The following is a 15,762-nucleotide window of genomic DNA, read 5'->3' as shown; positions in this document are numbered from 1 at the left end:
TCCATTGTATACTGCTTACGAAAGAAGGAACGAGAGCCAAACAAAGCAGAAGAAATCGTCTGTTTCAATTTCTCCTTTTTCTGCTCCTGCCGAAGGAGACGATGCTGGAGTTGTCCGATTCTTGCCTTGAGGCGTTTGATTTCTTTATCTAGATGTCGGTGTTCAAACAGATAGAGGGAGAACCAAAAATGTGTGTCTCGTTCTTACGATGAAGCGCATATACCGAACCGGAAGCCGCTTGATGCATCTGATATCCCATTCGTTTGTACAGCTTCGGTTTTCCAGTCACAATTGATTGCTTCATGTTTCGCAATGCTGTAAGCTTGCGGCGTTCGTTTTTTAATTTCTTTTGAATCGACTGAATGGTACCGTCTACCTGTTTTATATACAGTGCTTGTAGTTCCTTTTGAGAGGTACGAAGAGCATTTGCTTGTTGGACTGGACTATAGTAGTCATCCAGTTGAAATCGTTTCTTAATCGCAAGGTGAAGAGTGCCTTCATACGGCTTGTTCCCCGTGCATAGATGTTTTGTCTGCCAAGTATAAGCCGTGCGCATGGCTCTATTATAGAGACGGAGAGAATGAGAGAGTTCCTGATTCAAATCGTGGGAGACCTTGTATTTATAGATTCGATTGGAAAAATAGCACTTCTTCATTCCTTTCTACTCCCTTTTGGTTCTTTTTGGTAATTATATATTATCAAAAGAACATATGTTTGTCTAGTTGCATTTCCCTATTTACCAAACAGGCTAGGCGATTGCCTAGCCGACATTCATCCTCCACTTACCACTGGGCTACGCTCATCACGTGCTTGAAGTGGAGGTCTTCTGTCGGAAAATGATAAAGAAAACTCGTCGAATGGTCTCCCGGCTAGAAATTTATCCTTTCTTAAAGTGAAATAAAAGTCCGTTTCGAGGCGGAAGTATTTCCAAGTACAGAAATTCCTTACGACAACGTATCAAAACTAAAGAAGATTAAGGGCAATTCTTCAGCTGTTTCAACTTATTGCCTCTACATTTCTTCTAAAGGATAAACTACATTTCAAATGGTTTCTCAACAAACTGAAAAAGATCCCAGCAAAAGCCGAGACCCTTCTGATTTTCATTCCTTTTTACTGTTAGAAAATCCTACTTCCAAAGCAGGAGATGAATACAGTACAAAGAACTAATAACTAAAATAATTAGAATACAAGGAGAGATTTCAATGGATGGACATCAGCTTTGGTTGGAACGGTTTCACCGCCATATACAAAGGAACGCAAAATACCTCTCACTCATCGGAGGGAGTTTGTTTTATGCATTTCTTTGCGTATTTGGTATGGGCGGCTACTATTATGCGAAACTGCTTCAGGCACCTCCGTCTAAAGAGAACTCTATCCTCTGTCTTAGCCTGCTGCTCTCATTTATATTAACACGTGTTCGCCTTCGTACATTTGTAAAGGATGCGGATCTTGTATTCCTATTGGCGGCAGAACATCGGCTGGCCCCCTATTTTAGAAATAGTCTCCTTTACAGCTTTTTAATACAATGGCTATCTCTCTGTATTGCAGTACTACTAGCCGTTCCTCTCTATAAGAAGATCGGTACAACAGATCTGTTCTTTTTCTGGAATGCTTTATTTTTGCTTTCCGTTGTAAAAGGATGGAATGTATTTATACACTGGCTTTGGTATCATCACACAGAAAAAGGCAGCATACGGTACATGATACGCTTCGTGCTAAACATGGCTTTTTCTTATTTTCTCTTGCTGCGAGCATCCTTTTATTTGCTCATTGTTCCCCTGCTGGTTATGCTGCTTATTTGGATATATTCCAGACAAACAAAACAGTCATTGATTTATTGGGAGCGCCTTATTCAACAAGAACATGAACAAGATTTCATGTTTTACCGCTTCCTTAACATTTTTACAGATATTCCCCAAGTTATCCGGAAAGTAAAGCCTCGTATGCTTTTGGCAGCTCTCATCAAAAAACCGATCGAACAAACAAAAATGCCGTTTTTGTTTGTGTATACGCTTGCCTTTATAAGAGGGAATGACTATCTAGGATTATACGTACGCTTTTTACTTATTACATCTATTTTATTAATTTACATACAAGGCTTTCCAGGAAAATATGCAGCTGCGCTCGTATTTCTCTACTTATCCAGCCTGCAAATATTAGCCCTTTGGAAACATTTCTACACGCATGCCATACTAGAGCTATATCCGCTTACGAGCAACAGTAGAAGGCAATCATTTTTCAGGTTTCTGCTTGTACTCACACTATTTAGTAATACGATTTTCTCTAGCGTAATCGCAGCAACTATTCCAAAACCTTCCTATATTCTTCTATCCTTTTGCAGCGGAATTTTGCTGACCCCTTTGCTTTTATACCGTCGTGTCAAGAAGCTTCAATACACATAGATCTAACCATGTAAATGCGCATTGTACCACATAACTGCAAGTGTCCCTTCTCCCGCATGAACGCTTAACGTAGAAGTAATAGGAACAATATCTACGCGCAGGTGCGGATGAAGCTCTAGAAGCATCTCCTTCCACCGAAGTGCATCCTCCTCACGATTGCCGTGAATTACTGCGAGCCTTGTTATATCATGCTTTGCAAAAGCTTCACGGCATTTCTCCATAATCAGCTTTGTCGCTTTTTTCTCTGAACGAACTTTCTCAAATACATCAACAATGCCATCGTGAATTTGTAAAATCGGTTTAATATTTAATAAGGTACCAAGAACAAACTGTGCGTTGCTTAAGCGACCACCCTTATGAAGCTGCGATAAATTCCCGATTAAAATATAGTTTTCTAATGCAGGAACAAGCTCCTCTAGACGGCTGGCTATCTCAGCAATTGTTTTTCCTTGCTTCTCCATATGTAGGCCTTCTTCAAGTAAATACGTCATCCCCGCTGTTGTCACTCTTGTATCAATGAGATTATAGGAAATGCCTGCGATGTCAGCTCCCTGCTTACTTGCTGAATAAGTACCGCTTAGCTTCTGGGATATATGAAGTATGATAAAATGCTCATATGTGTCCTTCAGCTGTTCATACAACTGCGCAAATTTACCGACTGCTGGCTGGGAGGTTGTCGGAACAGCGTTATACTGCTTCATCTTTTCGTAAATTTGCTGCTCATCAATTGTTACACCGTCCTCATATGTTTCATTTCCAAACATAATGACCAATGGAACAACATACACATCTGGATGCTGTCGCAGTTCTTCTGATAAGTAGGCTGTACTGTCCGTAATCCAAGCGATTTTCTTCTTCACATTTGCCCCTCCTTTATTGTACGTAATGGCTACTATCATACTATACAGCAAATTAAGCTGCTACTACCTTTTTATTGCAGGTCGCTCTGTTTTTCAAGGTGCGGATAATTGTTTCAGCATGATGCAAAGAACAAGTTCTATTGCTAGCATAAGGGTAATCATATTTTGTACAGAAAGAATGAAAGGAATAAATAAGGAAAACCCGCCGATTGACGAGCCATGCCCTTGGACGAAGATAGAGGCGTAGTTGCACTGATAACTTTGTTCTTAAAATTTCCAACTACGTCGAACTGTCTTCCTGCTAGAAATTTATACTTTCTTAAAGTATGAACTAAAAAACGCAACAGAAGGAATCGATTCTGTTGCGTTTTCTTGTATATCTCTATCCTGTTTTAATTGCTACTTACAGTGCTTTTTGGCTGTGCCACTACAATACCTGTTGTTTCTTGGAAATCGTACAGGTTAACAGGAATATCAGTGAAACGTTCCAAATCGTTGTAAGCTGGGATACCATGGTGAGACATATCGAGACCTTCTTCTTCTTCCTCTTCGCTCACACGAAGACCAACTGTTTTTTCCGCCAGCTTCGCAATGAAAGTACCACCCGCAAATCCCCAGACCGCAACAACAACAGCACCAAGTAATTGTACAAGAATCAATGATGTATGACCCGTTGTAAGTAAGCCTTCCTTCATATCAAACAAACCAACAGCAATCGTTCCAAATAGACCATTTGCACCATGCACTGCAACTGCGCCAACAGGATCATCAATTTTCATATTATCAACAAATAGCGTTGCGTAAATTACAATTACACCGCTGATTGCACCAATGATAATCGCACTCCATTGTGATACGAATGCACAGCCAGCTGTTATTGCCACAAGTCCAGATAAAATACCATTAATTGTCATACTCGGATCAGCCTTGCCGTATTTCTGCATCGTAAGCAGCAATGCGACTGTACCGCCACTCGCTCCTGCAAGCATTGTATTTAATGCAACAGGTGCAAGAGCAGCATTAGACGCATCAAGTGTGCTTCCTGCATTAAATGCAAACCAGCCAAAGCATAAAACAAATGCACCAGCGGACGCTAAAGGAATATTGCTCGGCGCAAATACATTTGCACTTCCGTCAGAATTAAATCGTCCCTTTCTTGCTCCGAGCAGCTTTGCCATCGCTAAAGCCGCAAACCCCCCCAGCGCATGAATAGCAGCAGAGCCGGAAAAATCCTTCATACCAAGCTTTGCAAGCCATCCATCACTGCTCCAAATCCAGTGACCAGATAGCGGATAAATAATAAGAGTCATAAGTGCTGCTGTCAAAATATAAGCTTTAAAATTCATACGTTCCGCTACTGCTCCAGAAATAATGGAGATACATGCAATGGCAAACCCAATCTGAAATAAAACATACGCTGTGCTTGGTAATGGAATACCGCCAAGATCAATACTCTCCGGATGTCCGAACAAACTTGTGCCAATGAAACCAAACGCATCTTTACCAAACATAATGCCGAAACCGATCAACCAAAAACCAAGAACACCGATCGTTAAATCAACAAAAATTTTCATCGTTACGTTAACTGCATTTTTTGTCCGCACTAAACCTGCCTCCAGCAAGCTAAAGCCGCCCTCCATAAAGAAAACCATTGCCGCCGCAATTACAATCCATACCGTATTTAAGTACATAAGCTCCATCTGTTCACCCCCCTTACTTTGCTAAATCATCGATATCCTCATCCACTACACCTGTTCGAATGTTGTAGGCTTCAAAAATAGGATACACATAAATTTTGCCATCTCCATCTGTTCCTGTTTGAGCTGCTTCAATTACTGCTTGAATTGTGCGATCTACCATGTAATCTGACAACACAATCTCTAGCTTCACCTTCGGATGCAATGTTACCGTATAATTTTTACCGCGATACACACCCTTTGCATCCTTTTGCTTTCCTCTGCCAACTACTTGTGAAACAGTAAAACCAGTTATACCAATTGCTTTTAAAGCACTAATTGTTTCCGTTAAACGTTGCGGTCTAATAATAGCTTCTATTTTCTTCATCACGATCAACCCCTTTGTTGTTAGATTTCCTAACATCAACTGATACAAATTATAACGTATTAAAAAAGAAAGTCAATGCTTTCTCATAGTATAATTTTTGGTATTTCAAATTCTATGCTTATCCTTCTCTTTCTCCAATGTTAGCCTTTTCATTTTTTTGAAAATATTAGGTTTTTTTGTATGCATACAAAGCAGCATAATTTGTTAAATAAACCAATATAAGCAAAAAGATGACATATAAATCAACGCAAAAAGCCTTGCGATAAGCAAGGCTTTTTGCGTTGATTTATATTGATGCTCTCTCTGCTGTCTGTTCATTTTTGTGACTACTCTTTTTTTTAAGTGTTCCTGCCAATACAATAGCAGCAACGACGAGAAGTTCAAAACCATACTTGATAATAGGATTAGCAAAATATGGTTTCAAGAAAGGTTCTTCTACAATCATTTTGGACGCTGTCCAAGCAAGAACGGCAGCACCGAGTGTAATAATAATCGGAAAACGCTCGACAAACTTTAGGATAAGCGTGCTTCCCCATACAACAATCGGAACGGAAATAATCAGTCCGAGAATGACGAGCATGAAGCTTCCGTGTGCAGCTCCTGCAACTGCAAGCACATTATCTAAGCCCATTAATGCATCGGCTATAATAATTGTACGAATTGCTTCCCAAAAGTTGTTTCCTTCTTTTACATCATGCCCTTTTTCATCTGTAAGCAGCTTATATGCGATCCAAAGAAGCAAAAGACCCCCGATAAGCAGCAAACCCGGAATTTTTAATAACCATACCACAACTAATGTTGCTAAGGCGCGGATAGCTATCGCACCGACTGTCCCCCAAATAATAACCTTTTTTTGTTGATCCTTTGGCAGCCTTCTTGCTGCAAGACCAATTACAATCGCGTTATCTCCGGCCAAAACTAAATCAATTACAATGATAGCCAACAGCGCTGAGAAAAACTCTGACGAAAATAGATCCATTTTAAAATCCCCCCACTCATTATGATAAGCTCCATTTCTAAACTTATTTGTAATTTGTATTTCCAACCTGGAAAAGTAAAGACCATAGGTTAAGTATCAACATAGAAGCACATTCTCAAATCTTACTGCTACGCTGAAATTTCGTAACGCTCCCTCATGGAAGCCGGTGCCATTTTAACAATTTGCCGAAGCACTAGCATAAAAATAGCAACATCGTCAATCAAACCAAAGAAGGAGAGAAAATCAGGCACTATATCAAATGGAAGTAACCAATACCCCACTATAATCACAACAGATAATACCTTCTTCCTAACAGATACTTCACTGGATAAAAAGAACTCCTTCAAAAATGGAACAAAGCGTCGTACACGCAGCAGCAAACGCATTCGGCCCCAAAGTTTTTTCACATCTATCTCCCTCCTTATATAAGATTAAAACGGCCAATACCTCCTCCCAATCGTGAAACTTGCTTAAATTTCGACATAAAAAATGACCTGTCCAAGAACGGACAGGTCATTTTTGCACATAAAAGACCTTTACCGCTCTTGGTAAAGGTCTTGCTAACAACGTCATAGTTGCCAACAAAGCCGAGGGCTTCCCCTGTAATGACGACTTTGCTGTAAAAGCTACTCCCCTTTAGGAATACACTATACATTTCTTATACAGTTATCTTAAGACTTTTCTGAAAAACAGTCAACAGAAAAATTTTGTGTACGCTGAAAATCTCCTTACTCTTTATTTTATGCAGTTCATCCATAATGATGACAAACTACATCCCAGGTTTGAAGAATCCCTTCATCATAAGTACTTTCGATGCAGCACCTTTCCATCGAATGAAAACAACACTGGTTTATTTTCAATCACTGTTTCTAAATGTGTGGATCGTCCCCAAATTTGATGAATATATGGCATGACCTTTTCTAAGTATTTCACATCGAGTTCAATTCCTTCATACCAATGCTTTAAGTACAACTCGCCATTCTTCATATAATCCCCATCATTTACTGTGATATATGGGAAGCCTCCATTAACGCGCATACTAACGAGCTGATCTCGAACCTGCTCCCATCCTTTATCAACAACTTTATATTCTTTTCCTTGCTTTTGGAATAAATACATATCCTCACGCATGACAAGATCCTTGTTTAAATAATTTCGTAAAAAGGAAATATCGGATTCGATTTCCCGCACCTCAAACATCTTCTCGCGTCCCGATCCCGGCAAAATACCATCACGCTTCATGCTTTCTGTTGGATTATTGTAGCGCTCCTCAATATCTTCAAAAATTTTGAGACCCAGATAATATGGATTGATGCTAGTACGTGAAGGCTGTACAACTCCAGCGTTCAGCTTTGCAAATTCAACAGCTTCATCGCTTGTCAAATCCATTTCCCGTAAAATACGTTGATGCCAGTAGCTTGCCCAACCCTCATTCATGATTTTCGTCTCAAGCTGCGGCCAAAAATAAAGCATTTCTTCACGCATCATCGTTAAAATATCACGTTGCCATTCCTCAAGCTCACGGCTATATTCTTCAATAAATAGCAAAATATCCTTCTCTGGCTGAGGCGGAAATTTCCTTTTCTTTTGAAAGAGTGGCACATCCTTCTTTTGATTTCTATTTTCCAAATCCCATAAATCATCATAAGGAGAAGGCGGCTTCGTTCCTTCACCATCTTCCTCTACCTCATCTAAGTTCCATGCAAGCTTCGGGCGCATTAAAGATGGATCAATATGCTCTTGAATGGCAAGCACAGCGTCCAAGAAGGTTTCAACTTGCTGCTTACCATATTTATGCTCATATGCTTTAATGCGCTCAGCAGTAGCTGCCATACTTTCGACCATATCTCGCTTCGTATTGCTAAAACGTGCGTTATTTTTAAAGAAGTCACAATGTGCAAGTACGTGAGCCACAATCAATTTGTTTTGAATCAATGAATTTGTTTCTAATAAGAAGGCATAACATGGATCAGAGTTAATGACAAGCTCGTAAATTTTGCTTAAACCTAAGTCATAGTGCAGCTTCATTTTAAAAAACTGCTTCCCAAAACTCCAATGCGAAAAACGGGTCGGCATCCCATATGCCCCGAATGTATAAATAATATCAGCCGGACAAATCTCGTACCGCATTGGATAAAAGTCCAATCCAAATCCTTGCGCAATTTCGGTGATCTCATCAATCGCATGTGCTAACGCTTTTTGATCCTCTACTCTCACTGCAGCTCCCCCTTTTTTTTCCTATTACCACAATGTATGAGGAAACAGCGCATTTCATGAAGGACTTGTAATACCCGATGTGTATTTCTCTATTTTCACTTAAGTAAAAGGAAAATAAAGTATGGGATAACATATGCCACAAGCCATATAAGCAGCGTATGCATCATGTGCATCATCCATATAACTCCTTTTCACGGACAAAGCCCGCTTCTTAACAAATTCTTTCAGGCTTAACCATCAGCTTTCTGTCACACACTATTTATAACTCCTCAGCAAGGAGGGATACCATGTACGATACGTACACAGATTATGACAAAGCATTGTATTACACATATTGTTGTAATTGGGATGAGCTGCTCATTTTGATGGTTCAAACACAGGATGAGGTGTTTTCTAAACGTATTGAGCATTTTCTTCACGCCTATAAATACGCCAGAGACCTATCAGAAGTGGATAAGCAGCTTCAGCTCATGTTTCAATATATTGATCATGCTTCCCAAAAAGCATACTCCGAACATGCAAATGAAGAAACTGTTACAATATAAGAAAAAGCAAAACAGAGATGGAAAGTCCATACTATCATTGAAGGCATTCGCTTCTAAAGCGGATGCCTTTTTTGTATAAATAAGGAAGCCCTGTCTATACTATACATACAAAACATGAATGCAAAGGTGTGATAGGCTTGAAGCGGTTATCTCTCATTGTTTTTTGTCTATTGTTCTCTCTTACAGGCTGTAAGACGGATAAAATACAAACCCCTGCTGATCCTCCCGCTAATCGCACACCCCTACAGCACAATAGTCCATTTCAAGGTGTGAAAAGTGAACGAGGACAGTTGAATATTCTTGTGTTAGGAGTCGACTCGCGCGGTGAAGAACAAGCACGCTCAGATTCTATTATGATTGCCCAGTACGATCCGCAAGCAAAAAAAGTAAGAATTGCTTCTATTATGCGCGATAGCTATGTGACTATCCCAAATTACAGTATGAATTCCAATAAAATTAATATGGCATATTATTTTGGCGGCCCTGAGTTACTGCGCAAAACCATTCAGCAAAACTTCGGGATTGATGTTGAACACTTTGTCGCAATTGATTTTGAGGGATTCGTACACATTGTAGACACCGTTGCTCCAGAAGGCATTGAGGTGAACATTAAACAACAAATCATCGATGATATGGGACTTGCGCTGCAGCCTGGACGGCAACGCCTTCACGGAAAAGACTTACTCGCATATGCCAGATTTCGTCATGACGCAGAAAGTGATTTTGGTCGTGTAAAACGGCAGCAGGAAGTCCTGCAGGCACTCAAAGATACTTTCGTAAATAAAGTAAGCTCGCTTGATGGCATGTTCCAGCTTCCAGGCATTGGACAGGAACTGCTAAAGTACATAGACACAGATATGGATATGCAAACACTGTTAACAGTTGGCGGAAGCTTGCTTCTCAATCCCGTTGAAGATGTTAAGACGATGCGCATTCCTGTTGATGCTAGCTACGAGGATAAGTTTTATGAACATGCAGGCGCAGTATTACAGTTGGACTTTCAAAAAAATAAAGAAGCGTTAAAAGAATTTTTTATCCATGACCCAAAACCGGTGAATGAATAAACAAAAAAGCAAGGTCAAATGACCTTGCCTTTTTGTTTATGCTTTCTTTAACAAGCTGTCGTTTACCTTCTCCATAAAAGCAGCAGATACTTGCTCTAGCTTTTGCTGGCTATCAGCGAGACTCGTACCTTTTACACCAAAGTAAAACTTTACCTTAGGCTCTGTGCCTGATGGACGCAAGCATACCCAAGAGCCATCTTCAAGATAATATTTTAAAACATTTGACTTTGGTAATAAGATATCTTCTGTCTTTCCATTCTCTGTTCTAATGCTTGTTTTGTAGTCCTCTGAAATGGCTACCGCATACTCGCCAAAAGCAGCTGGTGAATCATTACGGAATGATGTAAGCAACGCTGCAATCTGCTCTGCTCCGTCTTTTCCTTTTAGCGTTAAGGATTTCAAACCTTCCCGATAGAAGCCATATTTCTCGAAAACCTCAAGCAGTCCTTCATACAATGTCATTCCGCGCTTTTTATAATAAGCAGCTACCTCTACACCAAAAATGGAAGCCTGTACAGCATCCTTATCGCGTACAAAATCACCAATTAAATAGCCATAGCTTTCTTCATAACCAAATTGGAATACATATTGACCTGTTGTTTCATATTCCTTAATTTTTTCGCCAATAAACTTAAAGCCTGTTAGTGTATCGATTGTGTCTAACCCATATGCTTTTGCAATTGCTCTGCCGATTTCAGAGGTAACGATTGTTTTAAGTACAACACCATTTGCTGGGAGCACACCTTTTTCTTTCTTTTGGGAAAGTAAATACTCAAGGAAAAGCGCTCCTGTTTGGTTTCCTGTTAATACAGTGTACTCGCCTTCTAAATCCTTCACAGCAATTCCTAAACGGTCAGCATCTGGATCTGTTGCCACAAGCAAGTCAGCATCTATTTCCTGACCATAACGGATAGCCAGTTCAAATGCTTCATGCTCTTCTGGGTTCGGTGATTTTACAGTTGAGAAGTTTGGATCAGGAAGCTCCTGTTCCGTTACAACTGTCACGTTTGTATAACCAAGCGCTTGTAAAGCTTGGCGAACCGGCTTATTAGATGTTCCATGCAACGGCGTGAAAACAATTTTTAGTTCCTCACCCATCTCAGTTGCAAGCTCCGGATTTACCGAAATTGTTTTCAAGCGTTCTACATACTTCTCATCCATTTCTGCTCCAAGCATGCGAATTAGACCTTTTGCTTTTAATGCTTCTTCCGATTCAACAATAATCTCTAATTCGTTTTCAATCTCGTTTACCTTCTCGATTACCATATCTGCTTCTTTCGGAGGAAGCTGTCCACCATCCTCACCATATACCTTATATCCATTATATTCAGGAGGGTTATGGCTTGCCGTTACTACAATCCCTGAAAATGCGTTTAGCTCACGCACTGCAAATGACAGCTCAGGTGTAGGTCTTAACTCTTCAAATACATATGTTTGAATCCCATGTGTCGCAAGTGTTTTCGCTGCTTCCATCGCAAATTCAGGTGATTTGTGACGAGAATCGTATGCAATAGCCACACCGCGTTTCTTCGCATCTTCTCCGTACAGCTCAATAAAACGCGCTAAACCTTCTGATGCTTTACGAACTGTATACACGTTCATCCGATTTGTACCGACACCAATCTCACCGCGCATACCGCCTGTGCCGAACTCTAGATTTTTGTAAAAGCAATCCTCAAGCGCTTTTTCATTACCTTCCATTTCATTCAATAATTCTTGTAGCTCCTCATCTAAAAAGGGTGCATTTACCCAGCGTTCATATGTTTGCTTCCAGCTCATTTTATCCTCTCCTGTATAAAAATTTCTAGATGTTTAAAATAAACATTTTTCCTTAGACAGTATTCGGTACTTTTGTACATCTTTCCTGCCAGTAAACCTCATAATTCTACTTTATTTTGTTAGAAATATGTAAATTTTATCATATTTTACTCTTTGCTCCAACCTTTTTATAATCCGGCCTTTCTATTATTCGCTATAATTTTACAATATAGGCGAGACCATACTATAATTTAAATTGGATTGACATGAAAGAGGGATTAAACAATGAACAAAGAAAAAAAGCTTGAGTACGCTCTATTCACAGCTTGGGCTGCCTCATTGACAGCTATGCTGGGCAGTTTGTATTTTTCCGAAATTATGAAGTATGAGCCTTGTACTCTTTGCTGGTACCAACGCATCCTTATGTATCCATTTGTTGTGCTGCTTGGGATTGCTGTCATCCGCAAAGACTATCTTATAGCCCGTTACAGCCTTCCTTTGGCTATAATTGGCTCAGCTATCTCTTTATACCATTATTCCATGCAAAAAATCCCTGCTTTATCCGGCGGCGGGGCAGCGTGCGGAAGAATTCCATGCACAGGGCAGTACATCAATTGGCTCGGATTTATTACTATTCCTTTTCTTGCACTAACTGCGTTTACAATTATTATTGTCTGCAGTATTATTCTCATCCGTAATTTTAAGGAGGCAAAATAATTTATGAAAAAAATGCTTATCTTTGCAGCAATTCTTATTGTTCTTTTTGGTGCTATCGCATTCATCAATCGAGCAGAAACAACGCAAGGCATTAGCGATAATCAGCTTTCTGCTGAAGAACAAAAAAAGCAGGAAACATATTATACGAATAAAATCTCTTCTGACGAGCTAGGAAAGCAGCTCGATGCTAAAAATGAGGCAACTGTTTATTTTTATCAAACATCTTGTACGCACTGTATGAAGGTCTCACCTATCGTAGTACCGCTGGCAAAAGAACTAGGAGTGGATATGAAAGTTCTGGATTTGCAGACAGATGAAAATGGTTGGGATGCATTTAACATTGAAGGAACCCCAACTATCGTGCGTTACAAAGAAGGCAAGGAAGTAAGCCGTATTGTCGGTGAACAGTCTGAGGATGAATATAAGAAATGGTTTGAAAGTAATAAATAGCATATCTAAAATAAGGAACCGCCTCTCGTACATGAATCCTGCCCAAAGTGCCTAAAATAGGACAGAAGGGGGGTTTTTCAATGCCAGAGGTCAGATGTTCTGTTTCAAACTGCTCATTTTGGGGGCAAGGAAACTTCTGTCAAGCACAGGCAATTGTTGTTCAGCCTGATGGAAAAGCGTACACAAACTTACAAGATGACGGACACTTTACTGCCGTATTAGAAGGTCAAACAATGGAAAGCAACGTTGGACAAAGTGAGGAAACATGTTGTCAGACGTTTCGATCTGCATACTAGAAAATACGTAAAAGAAGAAAGAAGCCCTTACTCAGGGCTTCTTTTTACAAGATAAGAAAATATAACTTTTCGGGGTGATATCTAGCTCCCAAGGTCCAAAATGGCAGTGTAGGGCTGACCCTCCGCAAAAGAAAAAAAGCGCCTTTTACTCCGGCCCACCCCTACGCTACCATAAAAGGCGGGCATTGTCCGCTTTTCTAAACCTTCAGAAGTTGTAAAAATTTCACGGCACATTATGCTTTCGTTTATATTGATTAGCAATAATGTGGAGAGGTACTTGCTCATAACGTGTACTTTTGCCCATTTGATCAAGAATGTAGAAATTGTTTCCAAGATCATACATCCCTTCTCCGTTATGTGAGAACACAGCAAACTTCTGATTAGGCAAGACCTCTTGAACAGGTATAAGCTTTCCATGCGGCTCTTTCCAGTACATCGAAGTTTTGTCAATAATCAACAGCCTCCCAACCTGCTCCTCCTGTACAGGCTGACCATTCCAACTCGTGATCCGATAACCGTAGCGGTGCGCTGCGTACTCGGGCGGCTCATAAAACTTAGCAATGATAACCTTTGTCTGCACTGGCGCCCGATCATATAACCACTGTACATCCCGGTTATGCATACGAATACAGCCGTTTGATTCATAGGTGCCAATCGACCATTCCTTACTCGTTCCATGGATTGCATATTGTGCTTTATTTAACCCTAGCCAACGCGCGCCAAGCGGATTATTCGGCGCTCCTCCTGGTATATTTTTTCTATGGTACTTTTTATTTTTATATTTGTTAATCACACAAAATGTACCCTCCGGAGTAGGTGTTGCCGGCCTTCCGCTTGAAATGGAGAACGTACGAATATAATGACCGTTTTCGAAAAATGAAAGCTGATTTACGGCAAGATTAATTAAAATAAGCTGATCTGTTTCAGACGCTGCTTTTGCATATGGAGCAGTTGAAAACAGCAAACAAAATAAACAAACCTTAATAATACTCTTCATACGATACCCCCGCAAAAGATAGAATGTCATTTTATCTTTTGTAAGAGCGTCAAAAGTATTAGTGAAACTTTTATTTCACTTCGATAGGGTATATATTTCCAGGTGAAAGCTAATTCGGCATGTCAGAAAATTTTAGATACAAGGCGTAAGGGCAACTACGCCTCTGTTTTCGCCAATCGGCGAGGTTTCTTTATGTGATAATGCTTCGTTTATAAGAAACGAGGTGGACAGTCTCGTTCATCAGTTGACTGAAGCACCGCCGTTGACATGGAGCATTTGTCCTGTAACATACGTAGAATCATTAGACGCCAAATAGACATATGAAGCTGCCAATTCCCACGGTTGTCCAGGACGCCCCATCGGCACATTGGAGCCGAATTCCGCGACCTGTTGGCTGTCAAATGTTGAAGGAATAAGCGGTGTCCAAATCGGACCAGGTGCCACACCATTGACGCGAATACCTCTTTTTACAAGTGACTTTGCAAGTGAACGAGTAAACGCTACAATCGCTCCCTTTGTAGCAGCATAATCCAGCAGCTGTTCATTCCCCTCATATGCAACAACTGACGCTGTATTAATAATACAATCCCCTTCCTTCAAATGAGAGAGGGCTGCCTTTGTCACATAAAAATAGGAAAAGATATTTATACGAAACGTCCGCTCCCACTGCTCTGCTGTAATATCTTCCAGACGCTGCTGCGGATATTGCTGTGCGATGTTATTTACTACGATATGTAAACCGCCAAGCTGCTTGACAGTTTCTTCTACTACATAGTTGGCATGCTCTTCTTGTCCTAGGTCTCCAGCAAGGAGCAGACATTTGACACCATGACGCTCTACAAGCCGCTTCGTTTCGTTCGCATCCTCATGTTCATCCAAATAAGCGATAGCTACATGCGCTCCTTCCTTGGCAAACGCAATGGCCGCTGCTTTTCCAATCCCACTATCTCCGCCAGTAATAATCGCAGTTTTCCCTTGTAGTTTTCCGCTTCCTTTATACGAAGAATCCTCAAATACGGGCTTTGGATTCATGAGCGATTCTACTCCCGGCTGTTTGTCCTGATGCTGCGCAGGCAGCACCTTCTTAGACTGTTGTTGAGTCATTGGTACATCCCTCCCATATTCTATCACCTTTAGGATGTACGAAATTTCTCAAAATAAGCACAACAATCGTCACTTAACAGCACTGCTATGTTCTCTATGTCTTCATGTAAAGAAAACTCGCTGATTAGCAAGCCCTGCCCCCCGGGTGAAGCCAGAGACGTAGTTGCACTTATACTGTATTTCTAAAATTTACGACTACGTCAAATTGACTTCCAGCTGAAATTTATACTTTCCTATAGTGTAACAATAGCCTTCCTTCCTTCTTTCTCTTTCGCCTCAATATATTGTATTATTTCATTCTTAAAAATA

16 protein-coding genes are annotated in these 15,762 nt (G+C 40.4%); 6 read left to right on the top strand and 10 right to left on the bottom strand.

Going from position 1 to position 15,762, the window contains the following annotated elements; all coding sequences use genetic code 11:
• Nucleotides 1-148: 148 nt before the first annotated feature.
• On the bottom strand, nucleotides 149-655 hold the full coding sequence (locus tag AAHB12_RS28005; RefSeq protein WP_342048450.1) for a hypothetical protein: 507 nt from the start codon (nucleotides 653-655) through the stop codon (nucleotides 149-151).
• Between the two features lie 547 nt (nucleotides 656-1,202).
• On the opposite strand from AAHB12_RS28005, the gene AAHB12_RS28000 reads away from it, so the two are divergent.
• On the top strand, nucleotides 1,203-2,402 hold the full coding sequence (locus AAHB12_RS28000; protein ID WP_342048449.1) for an ABC transporter permease: 1,200 nt from the start codon (nucleotides 1,203-1,205) through the stop codon (nucleotides 2,400-2,402).
• A gap of 2 nt (nucleotides 2,403-2,404) precedes the next feature.
• On the opposite strand, the gene AAHB12_RS27995 is transcribed toward AAHB12_RS28000, so the two are convergent.
• From AAHB12_RS27995 to AAHB12_RS27970, 6 genes are all read right to left on the bottom strand, one after another.
• The gene (locus AAHB12_RS27995) at nucleotides 2,405-3,262 is read right to left on the bottom strand and encodes a DegV family protein (RefSeq protein ID WP_342048448.1); all 858 of its coding nucleotides are present in this window, start codon (nucleotides 3,260-3,262) and stop codon (nucleotides 2,405-2,407) included.
• Nucleotides 3,263-3,654: 392 nt separating this feature from the next.
• Entirely contained in the window at nucleotides 3,655-4,962 is a 1,308-nt protein-coding gene (locus AAHB12_RS27990; protein ID WP_342048447.1) for an ammonium transporter, read from the bottom strand.
• Between the two features lie 13 nt (nucleotides 4,963-4,975).
• Nucleotides 4,976-5,326 (bottom strand): P-II family nitrogen regulator, encoded by a 351-nt coding sequence (locus AAHB12_RS27985; RefSeq protein WP_342048446.1) that lies wholly within the window; start codon nucleotides 5,324-5,326, stop codon nucleotides 4,976-4,978.
• A gap of 286 nt (nucleotides 5,327-5,612) precedes the next feature.
• Nucleotides 5,613-6,305: a TerC family protein gene (locus AAHB12_RS27980; protein ID WP_129731587.1), complete on the bottom strand. Its 693-nt coding sequence runs from the start codon at nucleotides 6,303-6,305 to the stop codon at nucleotides 5,613-5,615.
• 128 nt (nucleotides 6,306-6,433) lie between these two features.
• Nucleotides 6,434-6,712 (bottom strand): YkvA family protein, encoded by a 279-nt coding sequence (locus AAHB12_RS27975; RefSeq protein ID WP_129731589.1) that lies wholly within the window; start codon nucleotides 6,710-6,712, stop codon nucleotides 6,434-6,436.
• Between the two features lie 391 nt (nucleotides 6,713-7,103).
• Nucleotides 7,104-8,522, bottom strand: a complete 1,419-nt coding sequence (locus AAHB12_RS27970) for a SpoVR family protein (RefSeq protein WP_342048445.1) — start codon at nucleotides 8,520-8,522, stop codon at nucleotides 7,104-7,106.
• A gap of 287 nt (nucleotides 8,523-8,809) precedes the next feature.
• Here AAHB12_RS27970 and AAHB12_RS27965 point away from each other — a divergent pair, with 287 nt between their 5' ends.
• Together AAHB12_RS27965 and AAHB12_RS27960 are read left to right on the top strand one after the other, a co-directional pair.
• Nucleotides 8,810-9,067: a YhdB family protein gene (locus tag AAHB12_RS27965; RefSeq protein ID WP_129731595.1), complete on the top strand. Its 258-nt coding sequence runs from the start codon at nucleotides 8,810-8,812 to the stop codon at nucleotides 9,065-9,067.
• A 128-nt stretch (nucleotides 9,068-9,195) separates the two neighbouring features.
• Complete coding sequence (locus AAHB12_RS27960) at nucleotides 9,196-10,131, top strand: LCP family protein (RefSeq protein ID WP_342048444.1); 936 nt, start codon at nucleotides 9,196-9,198, stop codon at nucleotides 10,129-10,131.
• 36 nt (nucleotides 10,132-10,167) lie between these two features.
• Here the strand turns inward: AAHB12_RS27960 and AAHB12_RS27955 are convergent, their stop codons facing one another.
• A complete protein-coding gene (locus AAHB12_RS27955; protein ID WP_342048443.1) occupies nucleotides 10,168-11,910 on the bottom strand; it encodes a phospho-sugar mutase in 1,743 nt (580 codons plus the stop codon).
• A 264-nt stretch (nucleotides 11,911-12,174) separates the two neighbouring features.
• On the opposite strand from AAHB12_RS27955, the gene AAHB12_RS27950 reads away from it, so the two are divergent.
• The 3 genes from AAHB12_RS27950 to AAHB12_RS27940 all read left to right on the top strand — a co-directional run bounded on the left by AAHB12_RS27950 (nucleotide 12,175) and on the right by AAHB12_RS27940 (nucleotide 13,352).
• Nucleotides 12,175-12,606 carry a disulfide formation protein C gene (locus AAHB12_RS27950; protein ID WP_129731600.1) on the top strand — a complete coding sequence of 144 codons (432 nt, stop codon included), beginning with the start codon at nucleotides 12,175-12,177 and terminating at the stop codon, nucleotides 12,604-12,606.
• Nucleotides 12,607-12,609: 3 nt separating this feature from the next.
• Nucleotides 12,610-13,056: a thioredoxin family protein gene (locus AAHB12_RS27945; protein ID WP_342048442.1), complete on the top strand. Its 447-nt coding sequence runs from the start codon at nucleotides 12,610-12,612 to the stop codon at nucleotides 13,054-13,056.
• Nucleotides 13,057-13,136: 80 nt separating this feature from the next.
• A complete protein-coding gene (locus AAHB12_RS27940) occupies nucleotides 13,137-13,352 on the top strand; it encodes a DUF1540 domain-containing protein (protein ID WP_129731604.1) in 216 nt (71 codons plus the stop codon).
• A 223-nt stretch (nucleotides 13,353-13,575) separates the two neighbouring features.
• On the opposite strand, the gene AAHB12_RS27935 is transcribed toward AAHB12_RS27940, so the two are convergent.
• A complete protein-coding gene (locus AAHB12_RS27935) occupies nucleotides 13,576-14,340 on the bottom strand; it encodes a L,D-transpeptidase (RefSeq protein WP_425455954.1) in 765 nt (254 codons plus the stop codon).
• Nucleotides 14,341-14,589: 249 nt separating this feature from the next.
• The gene (locus tag AAHB12_RS27930; protein WP_129731608.1) at nucleotides 14,590-15,453 is read right to left on the bottom strand and encodes an SDR family oxidoreductase; all 864 of its coding nucleotides are present in this window, start codon (nucleotides 15,451-15,453) and stop codon (nucleotides 14,590-14,592) included.
• Nucleotides 15,454-15,762 lie beyond the last annotated feature (309 nt).

The organism is Bacillus sp. OTU530 (genome assembly GCF_038440375.1).
This window is presented reverse-complemented; position numbering and strand designations above follow the sequence as displayed.

Excerpts from the sequence above, each read along its gene's own strand:
- AAHB12_RS28005 (WP_342048450.1), bottom strand. The coding sequence starts at position 655 with ATGAAGAAGTGCTATTTTTCCAATCGAATCTATAAATACAAGGTCTCC.
- AAHB12_RS28000 (WP_342048449.1), top strand. The coding sequence starts at position 1,203 with ATGGATGGACATCAGCTTTGGTTGGAACGGTTTCACCGCCATATACAA.
- AAHB12_RS27990 (WP_342048447.1), bottom strand. The coding sequence starts at position 4,962 with ATGGAGCTTATGTACTTAAATACGGTATGGATTGTAATTGCGGCGGCA.
- AAHB12_RS27985 (WP_342048446.1), bottom strand. The coding sequence starts at position 5,326 with ATGAAGAAAATAGAAGCTATTATTAGACCGCAACGTTTAACGGAAACA.
- AAHB12_RS27980 (WP_129731587.1), bottom strand. The coding sequence starts at position 6,305 with ATGGATCTATTTTCGTCAGAGTTTTTCTCAGCGCTGTTGGCTATCATT.
- AAHB12_RS27965 (WP_129731595.1), top strand. The coding sequence starts at position 8,810 with ATGTACGATACGTACACAGATTATGACAAAGCATTGTATTACACATAT.
- AAHB12_RS27955 (WP_342048443.1), bottom strand. The coding sequence starts at position 11,910 with ATGAGCTGGAAGCAAACATATGAACGCTGGGTAAATGCACCCTTTTTA.
- AAHB12_RS27950 (WP_129731600.1), top strand. The coding sequence starts at position 12,175 with ATGAACAAAGAAAAAAAGCTTGAGTACGCTCTATTCACAGCTTGGGCT.
- AAHB12_RS27945 (WP_342048442.1), top strand. The coding sequence starts at position 12,610 with ATGAAAAAAATGCTTATCTTTGCAGCAATTCTTATTGTTCTTTTTGGT.
- AAHB12_RS27940 (WP_129731604.1), top strand. The coding sequence starts at position 13,137 with ATGCCAGAGGTCAGATGTTCTGTTTCAAACTGCTCATTTTGGGGGCAA.
- AAHB12_RS27930 (WP_129731608.1), bottom strand. The coding sequence starts at position 15,453 with ATGACTCAACAACAGTCTAAGAAGGTGCTGCCTGCGCAGCATCAGGAC.